At 72.1% G+C, this 21,476-nt stretch carries 27 protein-coding genes; 15 read left to right on the forward strand and 12 right to left on the reverse strand.

Features of this window, described 5'->3' with window-relative positions; genetic code table 11:
- Nucleotides 1–16 precede the first annotated feature (16 nt).
- Genes ACNQOV_RS00995 through ACNQOV_RS01010 form a run of 4 tightly spaced genes read left to right on the forward strand, consistent with a single transcriptional unit; the run spans nucleotide 17 to nucleotide 2,792 of the window.
- Nucleotides 17–433: an arsenate reductase ArsC gene (locus ACNQOV_RS00995; protein ID WP_416393040.1), complete on the forward strand. Its 417-nt coding sequence runs from the start codon at nucleotides 17–19 to the stop codon at nucleotides 431–433.
- 20 nt (nucleotides 434–453) lie between these two features.
- Nucleotides 454–1,851: an FAD-dependent oxidoreductase gene (locus ACNQOV_RS01000; protein WP_416392981.1), complete on the forward strand. Its 1,398-nt coding sequence runs from the start codon at nucleotides 454–456 to the stop codon at nucleotides 1,849–1,851.
- Nucleotides 1,852–1,863: 12 nt separating this feature from the next.
- Nucleotides 1,864–2,259, forward strand: coding sequence for a low molecular weight phosphatase family protein (locus tag ACNQOV_RS01005; protein WP_416392982.1), 396 nt, complete (start codon nucleotides 1,864–1,866; stop codon nucleotides 2,257–2,259).
- Between the two features lie 29 nt (nucleotides 2,260–2,288).
- On the forward strand, nucleotides 2,289–2,792 hold the full coding sequence (locus ACNQOV_RS01010) for a GNAT family N-acetyltransferase (protein ID WP_416392983.1): 504 nt from the start codon (nucleotides 2,289–2,291) through the stop codon (nucleotides 2,790–2,792).
- Between the two features lie 41 nt (nucleotides 2,793–2,833).
- Here the strand turns inward: ACNQOV_RS01010 and ACNQOV_RS01015 are convergent, their stop codons facing one another.
- From ACNQOV_RS01015 to ACNQOV_RS01025, 3 genes are all read right to left on the reverse strand, one after another.
- The gene (locus tag ACNQOV_RS01015) at nucleotides 2,834–3,301 is read right to left on the reverse strand and encodes a DUF4411 family protein (RefSeq protein WP_416392984.1); all 468 of its coding nucleotides are present in this window, start codon (nucleotides 3,299–3,301) and stop codon (nucleotides 2,834–2,836) included.
- An 11-nt stretch (nucleotides 3,302–3,312) separates the two neighbouring features.
- Nucleotides 3,313–4,491: an XRE family transcriptional regulator gene (locus ACNQOV_RS01020; protein ID WP_416392985.1), complete on the reverse strand. Its 1,179-nt coding sequence runs from the start codon at nucleotides 4,489–4,491 to the stop codon at nucleotides 3,313–3,315.
- 608 nt (nucleotides 4,492–5,099) lie between these two features.
- The gene (locus ACNQOV_RS01025; protein WP_416392986.1) at nucleotides 5,100–5,981 is read right to left on the reverse strand and encodes an SDR family oxidoreductase; all 882 of its coding nucleotides are present in this window, start codon (nucleotides 5,979–5,981) and stop codon (nucleotides 5,100–5,102) included.
- A gap of 121 nt (nucleotides 5,982–6,102) precedes the next feature.
- On the opposite strand from ACNQOV_RS01025, the gene ACNQOV_RS01030 reads away from it, so the two are divergent.
- Both ACNQOV_RS01030 and ACNQOV_RS01035 read left to right on the forward strand, forming a co-directional pair.
- Nucleotides 6,103–6,681 carry a TetR/AcrR family transcriptional regulator gene (locus tag ACNQOV_RS01030; protein WP_416392987.1) on the forward strand — a complete coding sequence of 193 codons (579 nt, stop codon included), beginning with the start codon at nucleotides 6,103–6,105 and terminating at the stop codon, nucleotides 6,679–6,681.
- Nucleotides 6,682–6,763: 82 nt separating this feature from the next.
- A complete protein-coding gene (locus ACNQOV_RS01035; protein ID WP_416392988.1) occupies nucleotides 6,764–7,633 on the forward strand; it encodes a hypothetical protein in 870 nt (289 codons plus the stop codon).
- A 409-nt stretch (nucleotides 7,634–8,042) separates the two neighbouring features.
- Here ACNQOV_RS01035 and ACNQOV_RS01040 read toward each other — a convergent pair whose 3' ends face one another.
- From ACNQOV_RS01040 to ACNQOV_RS01050, 3 genes are all read right to left on the reverse strand, one after another.
- Nucleotides 8,043–9,002 carry an NAD-dependent epimerase/dehydratase family protein gene (locus ACNQOV_RS01040; protein WP_416392989.1) on the reverse strand — a complete coding sequence of 320 codons (960 nt, stop codon included), beginning with the start codon at nucleotides 9,000–9,002 and terminating at the stop codon, nucleotides 8,043–8,045.
- A gap of 8 nt (nucleotides 9,003–9,010) precedes the next feature.
- Nucleotides 9,011–9,988: an alpha/beta hydrolase gene (locus tag ACNQOV_RS01045; protein WP_416392990.1), complete on the reverse strand. Its 978-nt coding sequence runs from the start codon at nucleotides 9,986–9,988 to the stop codon at nucleotides 9,011–9,013.
- A 120-nt stretch (nucleotides 9,989–10,108) separates the two neighbouring features.
- Complete coding sequence (locus ACNQOV_RS01050) at nucleotides 10,109–11,659, reverse strand: MFS transporter (protein ID WP_416392991.1); 1,551 nt, start codon at nucleotides 11,657–11,659, stop codon at nucleotides 10,109–10,111.
- Between the two features lie 194 nt (nucleotides 11,660–11,853).
- Here ACNQOV_RS01050 and ACNQOV_RS01055 point away from each other — a divergent pair, with 194 nt between their 5' ends.
- Complete coding sequence (locus ACNQOV_RS01055; RefSeq protein ID WP_416392992.1) at nucleotides 11,854–12,285, forward strand: bleomycin resistance protein; 432 nt, start codon at nucleotides 11,854–11,856, stop codon at nucleotides 12,283–12,285.
- Nucleotides 12,286–12,294: 9 nt separating this feature from the next.
- Here ACNQOV_RS01055 and ACNQOV_RS01060 read toward each other — a convergent pair whose 3' ends face one another.
- Nucleotides 12,295–12,744 carry a MarR family winged helix-turn-helix transcriptional regulator gene (locus tag ACNQOV_RS01060; protein WP_416392993.1) on the reverse strand — a complete coding sequence of 150 codons (450 nt, stop codon included), beginning with the start codon at nucleotides 12,742–12,744 and terminating at the stop codon, nucleotides 12,295–12,297.
- A gap of 61 nt (nucleotides 12,745–12,805) precedes the next feature.
- Between ACNQOV_RS01060 and ACNQOV_RS01065 the strand changes: the two genes are divergently transcribed.
- Nucleotides 12,806–13,174, forward strand: a complete 369-nt coding sequence (locus ACNQOV_RS01065) for a VOC family protein (protein WP_022906771.1) — start codon at nucleotides 12,806–12,808, stop codon at nucleotides 13,172–13,174.
- A 51-nt stretch (nucleotides 13,175–13,225) separates the two neighbouring features.
- A complete protein-coding gene (locus ACNQOV_RS01070) occupies nucleotides 13,226–13,462 on the forward strand; it encodes a hypothetical protein (RefSeq protein ID WP_022906772.1) in 237 nt (78 codons plus the stop codon).
- Nucleotides 13,463–13,473: 11 nt separating this feature from the next.
- Here the strand turns inward: ACNQOV_RS01070 and ACNQOV_RS01075 are convergent, their stop codons facing one another.
- Nucleotides 13,474–14,076 carry a copper resistance CopC family protein gene (locus ACNQOV_RS01075; protein ID WP_022906773.1) on the reverse strand — a complete coding sequence of 201 codons (603 nt, stop codon included), beginning with the start codon at nucleotides 14,074–14,076 and terminating at the stop codon, nucleotides 13,474–13,476.
- Between the two features lie 30 nt (nucleotides 14,077–14,106).
- Nucleotides 14,107–14,628 carry a MarR family winged helix-turn-helix transcriptional regulator gene (locus ACNQOV_RS01080; RefSeq protein ID WP_022906774.1) on the reverse strand — a complete coding sequence of 174 codons (522 nt, stop codon included), beginning with the start codon at nucleotides 14,626–14,628 and terminating at the stop codon, nucleotides 14,107–14,109.
- 59 nt (nucleotides 14,629–14,687) lie between these two features.
- Here ACNQOV_RS01080 and ACNQOV_RS01085 point away from each other — a divergent pair, with 59 nt between their 5' ends.
- From ACNQOV_RS01085 to ACNQOV_RS01095, 3 genes are all read left to right on the forward strand, one after another.
- Entirely contained in the window at nucleotides 14,688–15,905 is a 1,218-nt protein-coding gene (locus tag ACNQOV_RS01085; protein ID WP_416392994.1) for an FAD-dependent monooxygenase, read from the forward strand.
- Between the two features lie 94 nt (nucleotides 15,906–15,999).
- On the forward strand, nucleotides 16,000–16,563 hold the full coding sequence (locus ACNQOV_RS01090) for an AAA family ATPase (RefSeq protein WP_416392995.1): 564 nt from the start codon (nucleotides 16,000–16,002) through the stop codon (nucleotides 16,561–16,563).
- Nucleotides 16,560–17,507, forward strand: a complete 948-nt coding sequence (locus tag ACNQOV_RS01095) for a helix-turn-helix domain-containing protein (RefSeq protein ID WP_416392996.1) — start codon at nucleotides 16,560–16,562, stop codon at nucleotides 17,505–17,507. The genes ACNQOV_RS01090 and ACNQOV_RS01095 overlap by 4 nt, the downstream gene beginning before the upstream one ends.
- Here the strand turns inward: ACNQOV_RS01095 and ACNQOV_RS01100 are convergent, their stop codons facing one another.
- Nucleotides 17,508–17,897 carry a MerR family transcriptional regulator gene (locus ACNQOV_RS01100; RefSeq protein ID WP_031262038.1) on the reverse strand — a complete coding sequence of 130 codons (390 nt, stop codon included), beginning with the start codon at nucleotides 17,895–17,897 and terminating at the stop codon, nucleotides 17,508–17,510. It abuts the gene before it with no gap.
- Between the two features lie 86 nt (nucleotides 17,898–17,983).
- On the opposite strand from ACNQOV_RS01100, the gene ACNQOV_RS01105 reads away from it, so the two are divergent.
- The 3 genes from ACNQOV_RS01105 (at nucleotide 17,984) to ACNQOV_RS01115 (ending at nucleotide 19,991) form a co-directional block, all read left to right on the forward strand.
- Nucleotides 17,984–18,685, forward strand: coding sequence for an SDR family oxidoreductase (locus ACNQOV_RS01105; protein ID WP_416392997.1), 702 nt, complete (start codon nucleotides 17,984–17,986; stop codon nucleotides 18,683–18,685).
- Between the two features lie 215 nt (nucleotides 18,686–18,900).
- The gene (locus ACNQOV_RS01110) at nucleotides 18,901–19,431 is read left to right on the forward strand and encodes a hypothetical protein (RefSeq protein WP_042723742.1); all 531 of its coding nucleotides are present in this window, start codon (nucleotides 18,901–18,903) and stop codon (nucleotides 19,429–19,431) included.
- Complete coding sequence (locus tag ACNQOV_RS01115) at nucleotides 19,428–19,991, forward strand: DUF6611 family protein (RefSeq protein ID WP_022906781.1); 564 nt, start codon at nucleotides 19,428–19,430, stop codon at nucleotides 19,989–19,991. The genes ACNQOV_RS01110 and ACNQOV_RS01115 overlap by 4 nt, the downstream gene beginning before the upstream one ends.
- Before the next feature lie 24 nt (nucleotides 19,992–20,015).
- On the opposite strand, the gene ACNQOV_RS01120 is transcribed toward ACNQOV_RS01115, so the two are convergent.
- Complete coding sequence (locus ACNQOV_RS01120; protein ID WP_402266344.1) at nucleotides 20,016–20,759, reverse strand: SDR family NAD(P)-dependent oxidoreductase; 744 nt, start codon at nucleotides 20,757–20,759, stop codon at nucleotides 20,016–20,018.
- 45 nt (nucleotides 20,760–20,804) lie between these two features.
- On the reverse strand, nucleotides 20,805–21,452 hold the full coding sequence (locus ACNQOV_RS01125) for an SDR family oxidoreductase (protein WP_416392998.1): 648 nt from the start codon (nucleotides 21,450–21,452) through the stop codon (nucleotides 20,805–20,807).
- Between the last annotated feature and the right edge of the window lie 24 nt (nucleotides 21,453–21,476).

Raw genomic sequence — 21,476 nt, forward strand, 5'->3', positions numbered from 1 at the left:
AACCGAAAGCACCGCCATGACCGCGACCCCCACGATCCTGTTCGTCTGCGTCCACAACGCCGGCCGCTCCCAGATGGCCGCCGGCTACGCCCAGGCCCTCGGCGGCGACCGCGTTCAGGTCCTCTCCGCCGGCTCCGCGCCGAAGGACCAGATCAACCCGATCGCGATCCAGGCGATGGCCGAGGACGGCATCGACATCGCCGGGAACCAGCCGAAGATCCTCACCACCGACGCTGTCCGCGAGTCCGACGCGGTGATCACGATGGGCTGCGGTGACGCGTGCCCGATCTTCCCCGGCAAGCGGTACGAGGACTGGGATCTCACCGACCCCGCCGGGAAGGGCATCGACGACGTCCGCCCGATCCGCGACGAGATCAAGACCCGCGTGCAGGCGCTCCTGGCCGAGCTGCTGCCCACCGAAGCATCCGCCTGACCACCGGAAGGACCACGACCATGACCCTCACCCTCACCGTCCCACCCCGTGCTGACGCGGACCGCCTGACCGGGCTGCCCGTCGCAGTCATCGGCGCGGGCCCCGTCGGGCTCGCCGCCGCCGCGCACCTGCTCGAGCAGGGGCTCCCAGTCGTCGTCTACGAAGCCGGCGACCAGGTCGGCACGTCCGTCCGGGCGTGGGGGCACACCAGGCTGTTCTCCCCGTGGCGGTACGTCATCGACGACGCCGCACGACGGCTCCTCGAACCCACCGGTTGGACTGAGCCCCGCCGGTCGTCGCTGCCGACCGGGCACGACCTCGTCGCCCAGTACCTCGAACCCCTCGCCCAGACGCCCGAGCTGGTCCCGGTGATCCGGTACGGCGTCCACGTTGACGCGGTGTCCAGGCAGGGCATGGACCGCACCCGCTCTACCGGCCGGGCCGACACCCCGTTCCTCCTTCGCCTCCACACCGCCGACGGCCTCGAGGACGTCACCGCCCGCGCCGTCGTCGACACCTCCGGCACGTACACGTCCCCGAACCCGCTCACAGCCGCCGGCCTCGCCCCCACCGCCGACCTCGGCGACCGCATCGTGCACGCCCTCCCCGACGTGCTCGGGGTGGACCGTGACCGATTCGCCGGGAAGCGGGTCCTCGTCGTCGGGGCCGGCCACTCCGCCGCGAACACGCTCATCGAGCTCGCCGCCCTCGCGAAAGACGAACCCGGTACGACATTGCTGTGGGCGATCCGGAACGCAGGCACCACCCGCCTCGGCGCGGACGCCGCCGACGGGCTCGCCGCCCGCGGGCAGCTCGGCTCCAACGTCAACGGGCTCGTCGAGTCCGGGCAGGTCGAGCAGCTCGCGTCGTTCGAGATCGATAACGTCCGCCCCGACGGCGACCAGGTCACCGTCACCGGCCGCCGTGCCGGCGAGCCGTTCACGGTGACGGTCGACGTGATCGTGAACGCGACCGGTTTCCGGCCCGACCTCGACATGCTCCGCGAGATCCGCCTCGGCCTCGACGACATCGTCGAAGCACCCCGCGCCCTCGCACCGCTGATCGACCCGAACCTCCACTCCTGCGGCTCCGTCCCCCCGCACGGTGTAGCGGAGCTGGCGCACCCGGAGCCGAACTTCTTCATCGCCGGCATGAAGTCCTACGGCCGCGCCCCCACGTTCCTACTCCTCACCGGCTACGAGCAGGTCCGCTCCATCGCCGCGGAACTCGCCGGCGACCACCAGGCCGCCCGCGACGTGCAGCTCGTCCTCCCCGAAACCGGCGTCTGCACCACCGACGTCGGCGGCTCATCCTCCTGCGGCGTCCCCGCCACGAACGAAGCGGCCGAGGGCTCATCCTGCTGCGCCGCCCTCGTGTCGGCCGCGCCGCCCGCCAGCAGCTCCTGCTGCACGAACTGAACCGGACCCCACATGACCGACAAGCCCACGGTGCTGTTCATCTGCAAGCACAACGCCGGCCGCTCCCAACTCGGCGCAGCCCTCCTCGAACTCGCCGACGATGACCGCTATACCGCCACCTCTGCCGGGATCGCTCCCGCCGGCGAGGTGAACCCGTCGATCGCCGCGACCGTCGCGGAACTTGGCCTCGACATCAGCGATCGCACCCCGCGGAAGGTCACCCCAGAGCTGCTGGATCAGGCCGACGTCGTCGTGCTGATGAAGCCCGGCCTGGACCTTCCTGCGACGCCCCGCGGGAAGGTGTTGCAGTGGTCGTTCCCGGACCCGGACTCCTGGTCCCCCGACGACGTCCGCCCCATGCGCGACGCCGTCGCCGGCCGCATCCAGGACGAGCTACTGTACCCATGACGGACAGCACCGCGGTCACCGTTCGTCCGATGACCGCCGCCGACTGGCCCGCCGTGGAGGCGATCTACCGGGAGGGCATCGCAACCGGGAACGCGACATTCGAAGCGGAACCGCCGACCTGGGAAGCATTCGACGCCGGCAAGCTGTTCGAGCACCGGTTCGTCGCCGTCGACGGCGACGCGGTTCTCGGCTGGGTGGCGGTCTCCCCGACCTCTACCCGGCCGGTGTACCGGGGCGTCATCGAGCACTCCGTCTACGTCGCCGCCGCAGCGCGCGGCCGCGGTGTTGGACATCTGCTCCTCGACGCCCTGATCACATCGACCGAGGCCGCCGGCATCTGGACAATCCAGTCCGGAATCCTCCCCGAGAACACCGCCTCCCGAACCCTCCACGCCCAACACGGGTTCCGCGAACTCGGCACCCGAGAACGCATCGGCCTCATGACCTTCGGCCCGTGGGCCGGGCAATGGCGCGACAACGTCCTCGTCGAACGCCGCAGTCCCCGCGCGGGTACCGACTCGGCGATCGAGTAGGGGCTTGTTGCGGCAGCCCCAGGAGCCATTTTGCTGATCGCTCAGCCGATCACCCAGTCCTCGGAAGTGATCAAGTCCACCAGCCGACCGTGACTCACTTGCCGCTGCCCGCATACGTACGGAATCTTCGGCCGACCGGGTCCACCGTTCGTCTCGCCCGAGATGACCATGCCACCCTCGACTTCTGCGACCGCGATGACGAACGGGTCAGCACCGTTCTTCCGGCCCTGCTTAACCCAGTTCGGGAACTTCGCGCCGATCTGTCCAGCGACCGCCGCAACCGCCGCCGTAGTTGCGTAGACGCTGCGCTCTCGCCCAGCGCCCTCTTCCTCGCACCACTCCCGCACGGGAGCGTCGACGGAGGTTGCTTCCGACCACGCCTCTTCGGAGATGTGCATGCGACCGTCGTCGATGAGCACGTCGATGCGTTCCCACAACGCCGGGAAGTTCCGTCGCGGGTAGAACCGCTCCATTCCATCGATGAGCGCGCTCGTGTCGACGGAGTACACCTGGCCACCGCTCACACCAACACCTCATCGGTCCTGATCCGTTCAAGCAGCTTCGGTATCTTGTCGTACGACACGTCGAGAAGGTGCGCGGTATCGCGGGAGCTGAGCACACCCTCGTTGTGCGCGCGCAGCATCGACACGATGAATGGCCGACCCAAATCGCGGACCTTGAGCTGGTAGTAGATCGGTGAATTCTTCCCCGCGCGCGCGTTCTTCTCATCGCGCTTGAACAGCTCGTACGCGGACCGGAATTCCGTGCGCATCAGCGTGTAGTCATCCCACGTCGCCAATCGGAGGTTCACCATCCGGAGCAAGGCCGCTTCCGCGCTGGAGCCGAAGCGATCGCCGAGTCCACGAAGGTCCTCATAGGAGCGAGCTGACAAGTTCCGTCGCCGGGTTTCCGCGCGGAATTGCCGCGCCGGCATCAGCGTCGCCGCCGCCACCTGGTCACAGAATCGCTCCTCGGGCGAAGCACCCTCCCGACTGAGATCACACAGTGCGCCGCTGCGAAGTCCCACGTGCGCGAGCTCGTGCAGCAGCGTGAACACCTTGCCGCGTGGCCAATCACTGCCGTTCAAGGCAATAACCGGCGCAAGGTCGTCCGCGATCGAGAAACCGCGCATCTCGGCAATCGGGACGCGCTGCACCTGGATGATGAGGTAGCCGCGGGACTCAACACGACGGACTAGCTCACGCAACAACTCATCGGGCTTTGACCACAGCCGAGCAGGCAGCTCGTCAAGGGCGAGCTGCTGGCGCACGAGGGCACCAGCGCGCTCAGCGTCGTCGGCATCAACCTCTACGGTCTGCAGCACAGGGAACGGCAACTCTTCAAGGTCGTCGTGCGCTTCACGCAACGCATCCTGTTGCCGCCGAGCACGAAGAATGGCCCTCCGCAAGATCGCAGACTCGTCCCCTTCGCTCTCAGGACGGCGGAAGTCCGGAACGTCAAAGACCGTCTCGTCCTGCACCGGAACCGGCATGAACAGCGCCGCCAGCGGCCGGTTGTACGCGGCGGCCGCCTTTCGCAGCTGGATGATCGTGGGTTCGTGAGTCCCCTGCTCCCACTGATCGATTCGCGCAGCACTTACTCCGATGCGAGCCGCAGCTTCATCGATGCCAAGCCGAGCAGACTCGCGCGCCCAAACCAACACGTTCGGCTCGACCGCGAGGTGGCGTTGAACCGCCATCACCGCACCCTCGAGCTACTCATGATCGGAAGCGTACAGACCTGCAACGACGCTCATGCTCCATGACGCGGCCAAGCGACGGACGATCGCGTCTCACTAGCCGATCGGTCAGCGGACAGGTGCTTCAGCCCGAGGCTGACGATGCAGGGGTCAAGACGATGCAGGCGTGGCGACGGCGTAGGCGATGGTTGCACTCATGATGAGCCCGGCCGCGCAGAAAGTTCCGATCGCTCGACGAGACATCGACCGGCCTGCTCGGATGTCCCTGATCGTAAAGACGATTGCGGCGATCGCCACCACGCATCCGACGGCGACTCCCACGAGGATCACTGCTCGCATCGTCTGTTGACCGTAACGGCTCGACGATCAGGGAAACGGATACTGCCCACGACCGGGGCGACGCCCGTCCGTTAGCCGGTCGTCAACCGGACGCTCGGCAGTGAGGACGGGGGTCTTTGCAGGGCTGCGCCTGCGCACTGTCCGGATGGGTGGTCCGGAACAGGTTCCGGTGAAGGTCCGCTACGCGAGTCGGCCACGGGGGCCACGCGGACCGGCCCGGGTGGGCGATCGGCGGACCGGAGAGCGCCCGTCGACAGGCCGGGGATGCCTCAAGGGTGCAGCAACTCGAGATCGTCGAGGAGTGACGGGTGCGTCGGCTCCCACCCGAGTGCCCTCCGGGTCTGCGCGCTGGAGGCTGGCTGGTCCATCGCGAAGATGGGTCCGAGCGGGCCGAACGTCTCGTCCGGTACGGGCTCCACCGGCAAGCCGAGTCGACGGCCGATCACCGTCGCGATGTCGAGGACCCGGTCCCCCTCGTCGGCGACCGCGTGCCAGCTGCTGCCGCCAGGGGCTGACTCGAGCGCGAGTCGGAAGAGCGTCGCGGCGTCCCGGGCGTGGACGGCGGGCCAGCGTTGTGTTCCGTCGCCCGGGTACCCGGCTGTGCCCGAGCGACGAGCGGCATCGGTCAGGAGGCCAGCGAAGCCGCCGCGGCCGTTCTCGTGCACCGTCCTCGGCATGCGGACCACGGAGGCCCGGACGCCCTGCGCGGAGAGCGCGAGCAGGGCGGACACGGCAACGGCTCGGCTACCGACCGGGCCGTCCGTCGGAAGCGGGTCGACTTCGGTCGACAATCGTCCGGGCACCCAAGGCGTGCCGGACACGGCGACGAGCGGTTTCCCGGTGCCGATGAGCGCGTCGCCCAGTGTCTCCATCGCTCCCCGTTCCTCGACGAGTCCTCGTTCCAGTCCATCGGCACTGCTGTAGTCGCGGCTGAAGGCGAGGTTGATGACCCCATCGGCAGCGGCGGCGCCGGAGCGGAGCATGTCGAGGTCGGTGAGTGAACCCCTCAGGGTCCCGGCGCCAGCGGTCTCCAGGAGGGCAGCTGAAGCATCCGAGCGGGCGAGGCCGACGACCGTGTGGCCGTGGGCGAGCAGTTCCGTGACGACGGCTGTACCGATCGTGCCGGTGCCCCCGGTGACGAAGACATGCATGGTGGTTACTCGATTCGAGTGATGGGACATGTGTACCGTCACTCTAGACCCACCATGGGACAATTGTCCCGTCACTTTGGACCTATCATGGGACAATTGTCCCGTCGGCTAGGATCGCACCATGGCGCGATGGGAACCGGGAGCACGTGAGCGACTCGTCATCGCCGCAGTCGATCTGTTCACCGAACAGGGGTACGACGCGACGACCGTCGTCGAGATCGCCGAGCGCGCCGGCGTGACGAAGAGCACCTTCTTCCGGCACTTCCCGGACAAGCGCGAGCTCCTCGTCGCCGGGCAGGAGACCCTCAGTCGCCTCCTCGCCGAGGGGATCGCCGAGGCTCCAGCAGAGGCGACCCCGCTGGACGCCGTCGCCGCCGGACTCGAGCGAGCCTCTGGTGAGATGGGTCCGCGGAACCGGGCGCTCGGCCCGCGTCTCAAGGCCGCCGTCGCTGCGAGTGCCGAACTCCGCGAACGCGACGCGCTGAAGAGCGTCGGTATGGCAGCGGCGATGGTGACGGCGCTCCGTGAGCGTGGGGTGCCCGAGACGCTCGCCCAGCTGGCGAGCGAGATGGGGGTCCTGGCGTTCAAGCAGGGGTACGCACGCTGGTCGGAGGGCGAGCCGAGCGACGACGACGGACTGGCGCGCCATGCGCTCGACGTGCTGCAGGAACTCCGCAGCGCGACCAGCGCGCTCGGGTGAACAGCCGGTTCGACGAGTCGGCTGCCGCACCTCGACGGCAGCGCCGCGCGACGATCCGGCTCCGCCGGTCTACCGTGACCCCATGGGGCTGATCGCGGACGTGGGTCGTGGGGACTGGTTGCTCGAACGCGCCGGAGGATGGGCGACGGCGGGCGGCGTCGCCGGGACCGGTTTCGCGGCCTACGCGCGGATCCTGCACCCGCTGCCCGCACATCGGTGGGACGCGAGCGTGACCGACCAGTGGGGTGTGCCGCTCCTCGTGGACGGGCGACCGTGGCGGTGGTCCGACATCGCCGAACGGACCGGCAAGCGGGTGCATCCGCTGGTGCAGTGGGTGCACCTGTCCGGCCGGACGCCGCCCGTCGCCGTCGAGACTGACGACGGCTGGACCGTCGGGCCACCCGAGGAGGGCCAACTCGACACCGACCTGCTCGCGGCCCTGACCGTGCACCTCGCTCGGACCACGACCACGCCGACCGACCTCGTCGCCGCCGTGTGGGAGGGATGGGGCGACCTCGGAGCGGGCTCGAGCGCGGCATCCTTCGGCTTCGGGGAGCCCACTGCGGCGGACATCGCGGCGCAGCAGCAGCGGGCGCTCGTCGAGCTGCGACGCCGCAGACGGATGGTCGCCGACGCCCTCGAGGGTCCGCGCTTCGCCTGGCCGGGGCGCGGCTTCCACCTGATGACGGCCTCGCTCGACACCTTCGCCCGCCCCGACTGGCTCGACACCGTCAGCATCGAGGACCACCCCGCGCCGGGCCACACGCCGCAGATGCTCTGGCCCGAGGACCACGCCTGGGTGCTCGCCACCGAGATCGACTGGGACGCGACGATCGTCGCTGGGAGCCGGACCCTGGTGGCGGACATCCTCGGGGACCCGCGGTTCGAGGCGTTCGAGGTCGACCCCGACGACGACCTGTCCTGGGCTGCCGACACCGTGAACCAGGGCTGAGCACGCTGCGGCGACCCGCCGCCGGACGGGAGGCGCGGTGCCAGCCGGCACCGTCCCTCCCGTCATGGCCGTCGCACCGCTGGCGCGGTGCGCCGGAACCGGCTGGTGGGGCCGTCTCCCGTCCGTCACACGGCAGGGCCATGCGACGGTGCGGCAGACTCGGGAGCCAGCACCGACGATCGGGGGACCATGCAGCAGCGGTGTGACCAGTGCCGACGACCCATCCAGGGCGAGCCGGTCCGGACGGCGACGCGGACGCTGTGCGACGCCTGCGGTGCGACGTTCCTGGGCCTCGCCGCGGGCACGCTGGCCGGGAGCGGTGACGTGGGTCAGGGGATCGCGACGGCCGGGTGGTTCGAACGGCTCCGTCGCCGGCGGCGCGGCTGAGCGTCGATCCGGGCGCGAGGCGTCAGCGGACTGCCGCGAGGACCGCTGCCTCCTCGGCGGCCGTGAGCCCGGAACGCCGCGGCCGGTCCACACCGCGTGCCCGCTCGTCCTCGAGCACCTCGGCGAGGGTCTCCTCGAGCGGACGGGTGCGGCCGTCGGTGTCGCGGAACACCCGCGCCGAGCGGTCCATCAGCGCCGTGTCGGTGCGCGGCAGCCAGAGCGGCAGGGACCGCGGCCCCGCCCAGTACGCGACGTCGTGGGCCAGCAGGACGTCGTCCGCGACCTCGACGAGCTCGCCGTCGAAGCCCGTGGTGTCGACGGCCAGGCGGAGGAAGTCATGCATCGGGACGACGTCCCCGACGGCGTTGACGACCCCGGTGCGACCGGCCCGTCCGGCATCGCCGATCCAGCGGGCCAGGTCCTCGACGTGGATCACCTGGACCGTGCGACCGGCCGTCGTGGGGACGAGCGCGGGCCCGGGACGGCTGAGTCGGCCGGGCCAGTACCCGAACCGGTCGCTCGGGTCGCCGGCGCCGACGATCAGGCCGGGTCGGGCGACCAGCAGCCTCGATCCGAGGTGGTCGACGCTCCGCCGCTCGGCGGCGACCTTGGCGTCCGCGTACTGCGTCAGGTCGGCGGGTTCGACGACCGCGGCGGTCTCGTCCGCACCCGGTTCGTCGTTGCGGGCGTACACCGAGGTGCTCGACACGAGGGTCCAGTGCGCGGCGTCGTCCGCGAGGGCGTCGAGCGCGGGGCCGACGAGGTCGGGGTCCCACGAGAGCTCGACCACCTCGTCCCACGCGCCGCGCACGTCGTCGTACGCGCCGGGTGCCCGGCGGTCGGCCCGGACGAGCCGGGCGCCGTCCGGGACCGTCCCCGTCTCGCCGCGCGCCAGGCACGTGACGTCCGCCCCCGTTGCGAGGAGCGCACGGACGATCGCCCGTCCCAGCCACCCCGTCCCGCCCAGCACCAGTACCCGCACGGGTCCATTCAATCCTCGACGTCACCGAGCGTCCGGCTCGTCCACCGGGCGAGTGCTGCGGTGGCGGTCCTCGCGACGGTCGAGTCGGGCACCATGCTCGTGAAGCCGTGGAAGGCTCCGGGCCAGACGTGCAGCTCGGCGTCGACGCCCGCTGCCCACAGCCCGCTCGCGAAGGCGACGGTCTCGTCGCGGAACACCTCGGCGCTGCCGCAGTCGATGTAGGTGCGCGGGAGTCCGGCGAGGTCGCTCGCCCGTGCGGGGGCGGCGTACACGGACACGTCCTCGGTACCGCGACGGTCCCCGAGGTAGGCGTCCCAACCGAACCGGGTCAGCTGCCGGTCGGCGACCCCGACGCCGTCGATCTGCCGCGTCGAGACGGTGGCGTCCCGGTCGTCGAGCATCGGCGACACGAGGATCTGCGCCAGCAGCGACGGTCCTCGTCGATCGCGGGCGAGCAGGGCGGTGCCCGCCGCGAGCCCGCCGCCGGCACTCTGCCCGGCGACGACGATGCGGTCGGGGTCGATGCCGAGCTCCTCGGCGTGCTCGGCCACCCAGACGAGGCCGGCGTAGCAGTCCTCGACCGGGTACGGGTCCGGGTGCTCCGGAGCCAGGCGGTAGTCGACGCTGATGAGCACGACGTCGTGGACCAGCAGCCAGTCGTCGTAGGAGTCGAGGTTCCCGAGGTGGTGGCCGAACACCATGCCGCCGCCGTGGATCGTGTAGACCCCCGTGGTCGCGCCCGTTCGACCGGCGCGCTGGATCACGGCGAGGTCGATCGAGTCGCCGCGGTGGCCGGGCACGGTGATGCGCCGACGCTCGTACCCGCGGGCGTGCAGCCGTGCGTCGAGTTCGGCCTCGGTGACGTCGAGCTGCCGCATGTGCGGGAGCATCTCCGGCGTGACGGTGAAGGGACCGCGTGCCGCCAGTGCGTCGAGGAACGGCACGAGTTCGGGGTCGAACGGCGGGCGAGCGAGGACTTCGGACACGGGGCACTCCTTCGGTGACGAAGTGGCGACCCCCGTGAGCCGCGTGTGAGTACCCGGCAGCCGGTGGGGCGCGGGCCTTTTCCCTCTGGTCCTGACGATAGCGCATCGTCAGGACCCGGATCACACCGTCGCCTCGGTCCCCCGCACCCGTCCGACCACGACGTCGACGATGCCGGCGACGAGGGCGGCCGCCACGAACGCGAGCGCGACGCCGAGCCCCAGCGGCAGCCCCTGCGAGTAGTCGCCCTTCGAGCTCGCGAGCGCCGAGTAGAACACGCTGCCGACGGCGGCGATGCCGATCGCGGAGCCGACACGGGCGCCGACCTGGATGAGGCCACCGGCCGACCCGCCCTGCTCCACCGGCACCTCGGACAGGGTGAGGGTCTGGTTCGGCGAGATCGTCAGCCCGGAGCCGACCCCGGCGACGAGGAGCGGCACGACGAGCCACCACCCGAGGTCGGACCGGTAGTGGTTCGCGACGACCCAGATCACGGCACCGAGCCCGACGAGCACGAGGATCGTCCCGACGACGATGAGCTGCCGGCCGAACCGCGAGACGACGCGACCGCCGATGGTCGACGCCACCCCGGAGCCGATCGCGAAGGGCAGCGAGGCCAGGCCTGCCATCAGCGCCGAGTAGTGCAGGCCGGACTGCAGGGCCAGCGTCAGGACGAAGAACAGCGGCGTGAACCCGGCGAAGTACAGCGTCGCGAGTCCGACGCCGAGCGAGAAGGACCGGCGGCGGAACAGCGCGAGGTCGATGACGGGCTCCTTCGACCGGGCGTACCGCCGCTCCCACAGGACGAACAGCACTCCGAGCACGACGGCGGCGACCACGAGCCACCACTTCGCCGTGCCCTTCCACTCCTGCGACTGCACGAACGGCAGCAGCAGGGCGACCACGGCGGCGCCGAGCAGGGCGATGCCGACGGGGTCGAAGTCGTGCTTCCGGCCGCGTTCCGCCCGGCTCGCCGCCGGCAGGTAACGGAAGGCCAGGAGGATCGTGACGAGTCCGACGGGCAGGTTCACGAAGAAGACGAACCGCCAGCCGTTCTCGGTGCCGAAGGCGGTGATGAGGAGGCCGCCGACGAGCGGGCCGATCGCGGTGGCGATGCCGACCGTGGCGCCGAAGAGGCCGAACGCGGTGCCGCGTTCCTTGCCGCGGAACAGCTGCTGGATGAGGGCGGTCACCTGGGGGGTCAGCAGGCCACCGGCGAGGCCCTGCACCAGGCGCGCGACGACCAGCACGATCCCGTTCGGCGCGAAGCCGCACAGGGCGCTCGCGAGGGTGAAGAGCCCGACGCCGATGACGAACATGCGGCGTCGACCGGAGGCGTCGCCGAGCCGCCCGCCCGGGACGAGCAGGAGCCCGAAGGACAGCGCGTAGCCCGACAGGATCCACTGCACGGCCTCCGGGGTCGCCCCGGGGAGGCCCGACGAGATCGACTGCAGCGCGACGTTGACGATCGACACGTCGAGCAGGACGATGCCGCCGCCGAGCAGGCAGATGACGAGGGCCTTCCAGCGGTTCGGGTCCGGCTGGTCGCCTGAGCCGCCATCGGAGTGCTCGGTGCGCTCGGGTGGCGCGGCGGTGGCAGCGTGGTGCGCCTCGTGGTGCGCGACGGTGGGAGCCGCATCGGGCTCAGCAGGGAGTCGGTGTTCGGGTGCCATGACGCTCTCACGCTAGGCCGCCGACGCGTCGCCGGTCCGGCGAGCACGGATCTTGTCCACACGTTCAGGAGGCGCGGTGCGCGTCCGTCACGCACCGTGCGCCCGACCGCAGCGCGTCCACCCCGGCCGCACCGCGCCTCCTGGACCGCGCTCTGCGGAGCGCCGTGGGGCGCCACGACTGGCACCATGGCCTCGTGACACCCGACCCGGATCCCGCGCTCGTGCCCGAGCTCCTCGTCGCCGACGTGGACGTCAGCACCGCCTTCTGGGTGGGCCTGTGCGGCTTCACCGTGCGCTACGCGCGTCCGGAGGAGCGCTTCGCGTACCTGGTCTTCGGGTCGGCCCACGTGATGCTGGAGCAGGCCGGGGTCGGTCGCAACTGGGTCACCGGGCCGCTCGAGCGACCCCTCGGCCGTGGGATCAACCTGCAGATCGGGGTGCCGGACGCCGACGTCGTCGCGGCGTCGCTCCGCGCCGGGGGTGTCGAGCTCTTCATGCCGCCGGAGACGCGCTGGTACCGCGTGGGCGACGAGGAGGCCGGCGTGCGGCAGTTCCTCGTCACCGATCCGGACGGCTACCTGCTGCGGTTCCAGTCGTCCACGGGGCGCCGACCGGTCGCACCGTAGCGGGACCGTTCACGCGTCGTCGCGGAGCGCCCGGACCATGCTCCGCAGGGCACGGAGCGCTGCCTCCTGCTCGTCGGACGACATCCCCCCGAGCATCCGGAGCTCGACGCCGCGGACCGCTGCCGAGGCCTCGGCGAGACGCTCCCGACCGAGCGGGGTGAGCTGGACCGGCAGCGCCTTGCCCACCGGTGCCTCCGACGCACGCGACACGGAGCCGTCCCGTTCGAGTGCCTGCAGCAGCACGTTCATCGACTGCCGCGTCACGAAGGCCCCGCGGGCGAGGTCGGAGTTCGACGACCCCGGCCGCTGCGCGAGCAGTTCGAGGCACGAGTAGTGCGTGATGGTCATGCCGAGCGGGCGCAGCACGGCCTCCATCGCGGTGCGGAGCGCGCTCGACGCTTCCTTGAGCAGGTAGCCGAGGGACGTGTCGAGGTCGATGCCGTTCCCGTCTTGACGCATGTCAGTAGTCTGACATACATTGATCCGTGTCAGATAACTGACACCAACGAAGGAGCACCCCATGCCCGTCACCGGCCCCGACTTCATCTCGCTGCAGACCCGCGACCTCGACGCGTCGCAGGCGTTCTACGAGCGGTACCTCGGCCTCGTCCGCTCGCAGGCGGGTCCGCCGCACGCGGTGGTCTTCGAGACCACGCCGATCGCCTTCGCCCTGCGCGACCTCGTGCCCGGCACCGACCTGGACGCCGTGGCCCAGCCGGGCATCGGCGCGGCGATCTGGCTGCACGCGACCGACGTCCAGGCGATCCACGACGCGTTGGTCGCCGACGGGCACACGATCGTGTCCGCGCCGATCGACGGTCCGTTCGGTCGGACGTTCACCTTCGCCGACCCGGACGGGTACCAGGTGACGCTGCACGATCGCGCCTGACGATCTGCTCAGTTCCTCGCCGGGGCGGACCGGACGGTCTACGGTGTGGCCATGAGCGAGGACGCCGGGGACGAGCAGCTGTGGCGGTCGATCGTCGGGCGACCGGCCATCTGGATGGCCGTGGCGTGGACCGCCCTGGGCGTGGTCTGGCTCGTGGTCGCCGGGGTCGAGGGCGGTGACGCGTGGCGGTGGATCGTCGGTGGGGCCTGGATCGCGCTCGGCGTCGGCCGGATCGCCGTCGCGGTGTGGGACCGGCGGCACCGCCGCGGGCGCTACGCGGGGCGCTGATCCGGGCGGGGTCAGTCGTCGGCGACCGTCCGGCGGCGGACGGCCACCAGCGCGGTGACGAGGGCGGCGGCCACGAGCGCCGCGATCCCGCCGAGGACCCACGGCGTCGCCCTCGGCCCGGACGGGTCTGCCAGGGCGCTCGCGGGACCACTCGACGCCGTCGCGCTCGCGCTGGGTGCGGCCACTGCCGCCGACGGACTCACGGACGTTCCCGTCGTCGGGCTCGCGGCGGGCACCCCGGACGACGTGAACCGGTAGCTCCCCGAGATCGGGTGGCCGTCGACCGAGACGCTCCGCCACGTCACCGTGTAGGCACCGGCGGTCGTGAGGTCGGCCGCCGTGCGGAGCGTGCTGCCGTCGACGTCGACGTCCCCGCTGCCGACCTCGGTGCCGTCCGGGTCGGTGACGCTGATGACGATGCCCGACTCGAGTCCCGCCAGCGGGGGCTCCGAGAACGTCAGGGTGACCTGATCGAGGTCACCCCGGACCGTGGTGTCCGCGGCGGGTGCGGACCCGGCGAGAACGTCGTGGGCCGAGGCGGGCGTCGCGGTGGCGAGGACGATCGCGAGGGCGAACGCCGAGGCGGCGGTGGTGAGGAGGGCACGGAAGGGCACGGCCCATTGTCGCCGATCCTGTCCGGGTGTTCAGCCCATCGCGTCGTCGTAGACGCCGATCAGTCGGTCGAGGAAGGCCTGCACGGTCGCGCGCTCGTCGGGCCCGAGGTCGTCGACGATCGCCTCCATGCCGTCGATCAGCGGCAGGACCAGGTCGTACGCGCGGTCCGACGACCGCTCGGCGGCGGTGACGACGAGTTTGCGGCCGTCGCTCGGGTGGCGCTCGCGGCGGACGTGTCCGGCGGCCTCGAGCCGGTTCAGCACGAGGGTCATCGCCGCCGTCGAGATCTCGAGGCGTCGCGCGAGCTCGGTCGGGGTCGCCGGACCGGTCGCGATGAGGTGGTCCATCGCCTCGAGTCCGGCCGCGTCGACCTCGAGCGCCCGGGCGAGGTGCCGCTCGAACCGCTGCTGGCGGACGGCGACCTGCTGGACGCGTGCGCGGATGTCGTCGTCGGGGAGCACGCGTCCGTCGCGACGTGCTGCCGCCCGGTCGTGACGGTCGGTGCGGTCGTCGGCGCGCACGCCCCGGATCTGCTGCTCCTCGTTCGACACGTGTCCATGGTAGTCGTGTACATTGCCAATCTCATTGGTAATCAACGACATGAGGAAACATGACCCACCACCCTCTCGGACGCGTGCTCGTCTCGGGTGCGAGCATCGCCGGACCCGCGCTCGCGTACTGGCTGCACCGCTTCTCGTTCGAGACCGTCATCGTGGAGCGGGCACCGTCCCTCCGCACCGGCGGACAGAACGTCGACGTGCGCGGCGCCGGGCGCGAGGTCGCTCGCCGGATGGGCGTCGAGGACGCCATCCGTGCCGCCACGACCGGCGAGGTCGGCACCCGGTTCGTCCGCGCCGACGGCAGGACCATCGCCGCGTTCGCCGCGGGGACCTCCGACTCCGACGGGGCCACCGCCGAGCTCGAGGTCCTGCGGGGCGACCTCGCGCGACTGCTCGTCGACCGGACGGTCGACGACACCGAGTACCGCTACGGCGACCGGATCACCCGCATCGACCAGGACGACGACGGCGTGACCGTGGGCTTCGAGCACGGCCCGGACGACCGGTTCGACCTGGTCGTGGCGGCGGACGGCATCGGGTCGAGCACCCGCCGACTGGTGTTCGGCGACGAGCCCGAGATCCGGTCGCTCGGCCTCGAGACGACCTACGGCACGATCCCCCGGACGGCGTCGGACGACGACTGGTGGCGCTGGTACAACGCCCCGGGCGGCCGGTCGATCACGCTCCGCCCCGACCCGCACGGGACGATCCGTGCGGCCGTGTCGGTCGTGACGGACCGCCGGCGGGAGCGAGCCGGCTCCGACCGCGGGGACCTCGACGCCGTGCGCCGACGCCTGCACGCCGTGTTCGGGGACGCCGGGTGGGAGGCCCAACGGATCCTCGACGGGTTCGACCACGCCGACGACCTCTACTCCGAGGCCATCGGGCAGGTGCACGCCCCGCGGTGGTTCGACGGTCGGGTGGTCCTCGTCGGGGACGCCGCGTACTGCGCGTCGCCGGTCAGCGGCATGGGGACGAGCCTCTCCCTCACCGGCGCCTACGTCCTCGCCGGGGAGCTCGCCGCCCACGTCCACCACCGTGACGCCCTCCGCGCGTACGAGCGGATCATGCGGCCGTACGTCACCCGCGCCCAGCGGCTCCCGCCCGGCACCCCGCGGCTCGCGAACCCGACGTCCCGCCTCGGGGTCGCGGCCTTCGGCGCCGCCGTCCGCGTGGCGGCGCTGCCCGTCGTGGGGCGCCTCGGGGCGCGCTTCGCCACCCCACCGGCCGAGGCGATCGACCTGCCGGACTACGCGCACCTGGGGTGACCTGCGACCGACGCCGGGCGCGGTGCGACCCCGCCACGCGCCCGGCGTCCGCCCGCTCCCCCGGTCCGGCAGCCGGATGCGCTACGGTCCGGTCATGATCGTCTGGATCAACGGGACGCACGGAGTGGGCAAGACGACCACCAGCAGGTTGCTGGCACCGCTCCTGCCGGACGCACGCGTGCTCGACCCCGAGAAGGTCGGCGAGACCCTGATGGACATCCACCCGCAGCTGTGGCCGACCGACGACTTCCAGCACTGGGACCCGTGGCGACCGCTCGTCGTCGAGACCGCGAGGCAGGTCCTCGGATCCGTGGGTGGCACGCTCGTCATGCCGCAGACGGTCCTGGTCGAGCGCTACTGGCGGGAGATCGCCGACGGACTGGCCGGGCACGGGATCCCGGTCCGGCACTTCGTCCTGCACGCCGACGAGCCCACCCTGCGGGACCGGATCGAGCACGACCAGGTCATGGGGCCGTCCACGTTCCGGTACAGCCGCGTCGGACCGTACGCCGAGGCCGCGCGCACCTGGCTGCACGCCACCGCCGAGGTCGTCGACACGACGCACACCCCGCCCGAGCAGGTGGCCCGACACATCGCGGAGGCGGTGCTCGGCGCCCCGGACGCCTCCGCACCGTCGCCCGGGCAGGTCCGACCGTGACCGCCCTCGTGCAGCGCGCGCAGTGGTCGGTCGTGACGTCCGACCCGGCGGACGTGGCCGAGCTCGTCACGCGGATCCCCGACGTCCGGCGCGCGACGGTCGACGGTGCCGAGTCCGGGTTCTCGTTCGCGGAGCGGCGTCGCGGCTCCGACCTGCTGTCCCTCGTCTCGATGGCGAGCACGGGTGTCGTCGAGGGGACGGTCGAGGCCGACACCGCGATGGTCCTCTTCTGGCTGAAGTCCGGCGGCGGTGCGGTCGACGGCGACCCGGTGCCGACCGGCCGACCCGTACTGTTCCGCCACGATCCCCAGCACGTCCGGTGGGACGGGTTCCAGCTCGACCTCATCCGCATCGACCGGACGACGGTCGAGCAGGTGGCTGCCGAACGCGGTGCGTGGCACCCCGGACCGATCGAGTTCCAGCCGCACCACGTCCCCGAGGGACCGACCCTCGCGGCCTGGTGGCTGATGGTGCGCGCGGTGGCCGCGGACGTCCTGCGGGGACCGGAGGAGGTCACCGAGGAGCACGAACGGGAGCTGACCCGCTTCGCAGCGGGCGGCCTGCTGACCGCCATCCCGCACTGGCCGGTCGGTCAGGACCAGCCCCGCACGGCAGCGGCGGCCCGGTTCGCCCGGGCCGAGGCGTTCCTGCTCGAGCACGCGACCGAGCAGATCACCGTCGAGGACGTCGCCGCGGCGGCCGGCCTGAGCATCCGCGGCCTGCAGGACGCCTTCCGTCGACACCACGGCATCACACCGACGACCTACCTCCGGCGCATCCGGCTGCTGCTCGCCCGCGAGGGCCTGGAGTCCGGCGACGACCGGAGCGTCGGCGACGTGGCCCGCGACTCCGGTTTCGCGCACCTCGGCCGCTTCGCGGGCAGCTACCGCGACGAGTTCGGGGTGCTGCCGCGCGAGACCTGGCAGGCTGCGCGCCGCCGCTGATCAGGCGGCCTGCGCCGGTCGGTCCCGCAGTGCCGGGCAGTGCTCGGGCGTCGGGTGCTCGGTGATCGCGATGACCTCGTCGAGCCGGTCGCGCGCCGCCTCGAGCTCGGCGAGCTGCGTCGTGATCCGGTCGCGTTCGGCGACGAGGAGCGCGAACGTCTCGTCGGTGGCCACGCCGGCGTCCACGCACGGCAGCAGCTGCACCACCGTGCGACTCGGCAGTCCCGCGGCGAAGAGCTGCTGGATGAGCCGCACGCGGTCGATCGCCGGGGTGGCGTAGGCGCGCTGGCCGCTCGGTGTGCGGTCCGCGCGGAGCAGTCCCTGCTCCTCGTAGTACCGGAGTGACCGGACGCTCACGCCGGTCGCCGCGGCGAGGTCTCCGATGCGCACGATCTCCTCCTTGCACCTCACATGGATGTGAGGTCTTAGCGTAGCCGAGCCGCTGCGGGAGGTGCCCGCTCGGCAGGAGGGACACCATGGACATCGCTGGATCGGTCGCACTCGTCACGGGCTCGAACCGGGGCATCGGACGACGGTTCGTGCAGCAGCTGCTCGAGCGCGGCGCCGCCAAGGTCTACGCCACGGCGCGGCGGCCCGAGCTGGTGGACGTCGACGGGGTCGAGGTGCTCCCCCTCGACATCACCGACCAGGCCTCGGTCGAGGCCGCTGCCGCCCGGGCGTCCGACGTGACGCTGCTGGTCAACAACGCCGGGATCACGACCCAGGGATCGCTCCTCACGGACGACCTGACCGACGTCCGGCGTGAGCTGGACACGCACCTCTGGGGCAACCTCGCCATGGTCCGGTCCTTCGCGCCGGTGATCGAGGGCAACGGCGGGGGCGCGATCGTGAACGTCCTGTCGGCGCTGTCCTGGTTCGCGTACCCGGGTTCCGGCGGGTACGCCGTCGCGAAGGCCGCCGAGTGGAACATGACCAACGCCGTCCGCCTCGAACTGGCCGGTCGGGGCGTCGCCGTGCAGGGGCTGCACCTCGGGGCCGCGGACACGGACATGATGGCCGGGTACGAGGGGCCGAAGGTCGACCCGGCCGAGGTCGCCCGGCGCTCGCTCGACGGGGTGGAGCGGGGCGCGGCCGAGGTCGTCGTGGACGACTGGAGCGCCGGGGTCAAGGCCTCGCTCGCCGAGGCGCCCGAGCGGTTCTACGCGCAGTTCGCGTGACGCGACGAGCGTGATGCGGCCGGCGTGACCCAGGGACGGACGGGAGGGACGGTGCCAGCCCGCACCGCGCCTCCCGTCCGCCGCCCCGCGCGTTCCGCGCCCTCGTCGCGTCCTCCGCGCTCGCCGCGTCAGGACCGCGCACGGGATCCGGCGCACGCCGTCAGCGATCCGTCAGGACGCTGTCCGCCCGGCCGCCCCCGCCGGATCGTGGAGTGGTGACCCTGACCGCGATCCTCCCGACGCTCCGCGCGTCCCTCCCCGACCCCGTGGACCCGACCCTCTGGCCCGCCCACACCGAGCCCACGACCGGCGACGTCCTGGTCGCCGCCGTCTCGATGGTCCGGCTCGCCGAACTCGCCGGCACCCCGTGCGTGCACACCGCCGAGCAGGCGCCGCCCCGGTACCGCCCGCGCACGTGGACGCCGGGCGAGGTGAGCGTCGCCGTGGCCTCGGTCGTGCGGGTCCGACGACCCCGCACCGGTGTCGTCCTGCTCGAACTCGACGCCGTGCTGCCCCGCTTCGCGGTGCTCGACGAGGTGCGGCTCATCGGCCGCGTGAGCACCGCCGCACCGACGCGGACGTACGTCCTGACGCCGTGCGTCGGCGCGGACGACGGTCCGTTCCACCGCCTCCCGGCGCCGCTGCCGTCGGACGTCCAGGAGGGCGACCTGCTCTGCTTCCCCTGCGTCACCGCCATCCGGCACCGGGACGTGGTGGCGCCGGTCCGTGCCGAGGTCGTCCGGTGAGCGTCGTCTCCGACGTCCGGTCCCGCGTGGTGGACGGTCCGCACGTGTGGGGTCGGTACGCGGTGCGGCCCGTGGACCGGACGATGTGGAGCACCCGGACGCTCGTCGTCTACCCGCCGGGCACGACGCGTGGCGAACGTGCGGTGCTCCGTGCGTGGTCCGCCTGGCCGGCACTCGGCGCCCTCGTGGCGATCGGCGTGATGGCCGCGCTCGCCCCCCACGCCGCCCTCGGGACCGGTGCCGCCGTGGGGCTGTACGCCGCGGGGTTCCTGGTGCTCGGGCGCGCCGCCCGCCGACTCCGACCCGGCGTGCGGACCCTGACCGTGACGACGTTCCACGGCAACGGACGCCCCGAGGTGCACGGCGACGTCCGGCTGCTCGGCGCCTCGCTCGACGCGCTGACCGTGCCGGAGCGGGCGCTCCGGCAGGGCGCGATCCGACCGGTCGACTTCGAGGCGATCTGGGCCGACGTGTGGAACGACCTGCCGCGCGACCGACGTGCCCGGTTCAGCCGCCCGACGCCGCCGGCCGCGGGACGACGAGGTCCGCTCGGGCGCTGACCGGACGGCGTCCCGTCCGGCCCGTCACTCCATCACCATCGCGGACATCCGTGTCATGAGGCCCCGGGGGACGAACCGGTGCGCGCTCGCCAGCACCGCGTTGCGGAGTCCGGACACCACGGTCGGGCCGCCGGCGCGGGAGAACGCCTGCAGACCGACGCGTGCGACCTCGTCCGCCGTCTGCCGGCCGCCCTCGAGGAACGAGCCACCCCCGGCGGCGTCGAAGAAGCCCGTCGCGGTCGGTCCGGGACAGAGGGCGAGCACCCGGACGCCCCGGCCGCGGGTCTCCCACCAGAGCGCCTCGGTGAACGAGAGGACGAACGCCTTCGTCGCGCCGTACAGCGCCATGTGCGGGGTGGGCTGGAACGCCGCGGTCGACGCGACGGTCATGACGCCGCCGACACCGCGGGCGAGCATCCCGGGCAGGAAGGCCCGCGTGAGCCGCACCAGCGCCGTCTCGTTCAGCGCGATCTGCTGGACGATGCCGTCGTCGGGCTGCTCCGCGAAGGTGCCGTGCCACCCGACACCGGCGTTCGCGATCAGGACGTCGACCCGCGTGCCGTCCAGCGCGGAGAGGACCTCGTCGACCCCGGCGGTCGTCGCCAGGTCGGCGGGGAGCACCCGCACCCGGACACCGTGGCGGGCGCGGATCCCCGAGGCGACGGCGTCGAGCTTGTCGGCGGACCGGGCGACCAGGACGAGGTCCGAGCCACCCGCGGCGAGGCCCTCGGCCAGTGACTCGCCGATGCCGCCGCTCGCGCCGGTCACCAGGGCCAGGCGGCCCCGGAACGGTTCGGGGTTCCGCGCCACCGCTCAGCCCGCCGTGCGGAGGAAGTCGGCGATCGGCGTCGACCCGGTGTTGAAGCGGATCGTCTCCCCGACCGTGCCGTCACCCTCGACCGCGTCGGCCACCACGTGCGCCACGTCACCGCGGGGCACCTCGGTCGACGAGCCGTCCCAGTCGACGGAGCCGGTGGGCTCGTCGTCGGTGAGGGTGCTCGGTGCGACGACCGTCCAGCGGAGTCCGGAGTCGCGGAGCACCGCGTCCGCGATCATCTTCGACTGGGCGTACGCGAAGAAGTCGTTGTCCTGCGGGACCCCGTGGTCGAGGAGCGAACCGGACCAGGAGACCATGACGTACCGGTCCACCCCGGCCTTCGCGGCGCCCTGCACGGACAGGATGGCCGCGTCGCGGTCGATCGCCCACGTGCGGTCCGCCGAGCCGCCGCCGGCCCCGGCCGACCAGACCACGGCGTCGTGTCCGTGGATGAGCTCGGCGAAGTCGGTGAGGGTCTGCTGCTGGATGTCGGCGACGTTCGGCTGCCCGCCGTGGGCCCGGATCTCGTCGGCCTGGTCGGGGTCGCGGATGACCGAGGTGACGGTGTGACCGCGATCGGTGAGGATGCGGGTGGCGAGGAGGGCGACCTTGCCGTGGCCGCCGAAGAGGATGACGTTGCTCATGCCGCGGACGCTACTCGCGGCGGC

It is taken from the genome of Curtobacterium sp. LFS084 (assembly GCF_047977705.1).
In the GTDB taxonomy this organism is placed as follows: domain Bacteria; phylum Actinomycetota; class Actinomycetes; order Actinomycetales; family Microbacteriaceae; genus Curtobacterium.

What these genes read in the sequence shown, in the direction of transcription:
- ACNQOV_RS00995 (WP_416393040.1), top strand. Translation starts at nt 17, where the DNA reads ATGACCGCGACCCCCACGATCCTGTTCGTCTGCGTCCACAACGCCGGC.
- ACNQOV_RS01000 (WP_416392981.1), top strand. Translation starts at nt 454, where the DNA reads ATGACCCTCACCCTCACCGTCCCACCCCGTGCTGACGCGGACCGCCTG.
- ACNQOV_RS01005 (WP_416392982.1), top strand. Translation starts at nt 1,864, where the DNA reads ATGACCGACAAGCCCACGGTGCTGTTCATCTGCAAGCACAACGCCGGC.
- ACNQOV_RS01010 (WP_416392983.1), top strand. Translation starts at nt 2,289, where the DNA reads ATGACCGCCGCCGACTGGCCCGCCGTGGAGGCGATCTACCGGGAGGGC.
- ACNQOV_RS01020 (WP_416392985.1), bottom strand. Translation starts at nt 4,491, where the DNA reads ATGGCGGTTCAACGCCACCTCGCGGTCGAGCCGAACGTGTTGGTTTGG.
- ACNQOV_RS01025 (WP_416392986.1), bottom strand. Translation starts at nt 5,981, where the DNA reads ATGCATGTCTTCGTCACCGGGGGCACCGGCACGATCGGTACAGCCGTC.
- ACNQOV_RS01030 (WP_416392987.1), top strand. Translation starts at nt 6,103, where the DNA reads ATGGCGCGATGGGAACCGGGAGCACGTGAGCGACTCGTCATCGCCGCA.
- ACNQOV_RS01035 (WP_416392988.1), top strand. Translation starts at nt 6,764, where the DNA reads ATGGGGCTGATCGCGGACGTGGGTCGTGGGGACTGGTTGCTCGAACGC.
- ACNQOV_RS01050 (WP_416392991.1), bottom strand. Translation starts at nt 11,659, where the DNA reads ATGGCACCCGAACACCGACTCCCTGCTGAGCCCGATGCGGCTCCCACC.
- ACNQOV_RS01060 (WP_416392993.1), bottom strand. Translation starts at nt 12,744, where the DNA reads ATGCGTCAAGACGGGAACGGCATCGACCTCGACACGTCCCTCGGCTAC.
- ACNQOV_RS01065 (WP_022906771.1), top strand. Translation starts at nt 12,806, where the DNA reads ATGCCCGTCACCGGCCCCGACTTCATCTCGCTGCAGACCCGCGACCTC.
- ACNQOV_RS01070 (WP_022906772.1), top strand. Translation starts at nt 13,226, where the DNA reads ATGAGCGAGGACGCCGGGGACGAGCAGCTGTGGCGGTCGATCGTCGGG.
- ACNQOV_RS01085 (WP_416392994.1), top strand. Translation starts at nt 14,688, where the DNA reads ATGACCCACCACCCTCTCGGACGCGTGCTCGTCTCGGGTGCGAGCATC.
- ACNQOV_RS01090 (WP_416392995.1), top strand. Translation starts at nt 16,000, where the DNA reads ATGATCGTCTGGATCAACGGGACGCACGGAGTGGGCAAGACGACCACC.
- ACNQOV_RS01105 (WP_416392997.1), top strand. Translation starts at nt 17,984, where the DNA reads ATGGACATCGCTGGATCGGTCGCACTCGTCACGGGCTCGAACCGGGGC.
- ACNQOV_RS01125 (WP_416392998.1), bottom strand. Translation starts at nt 21,452, where the DNA reads ATGAGCAACGTCATCCTCTTCGGCGGCCACGGCAAGGTCGCCCTCCTC.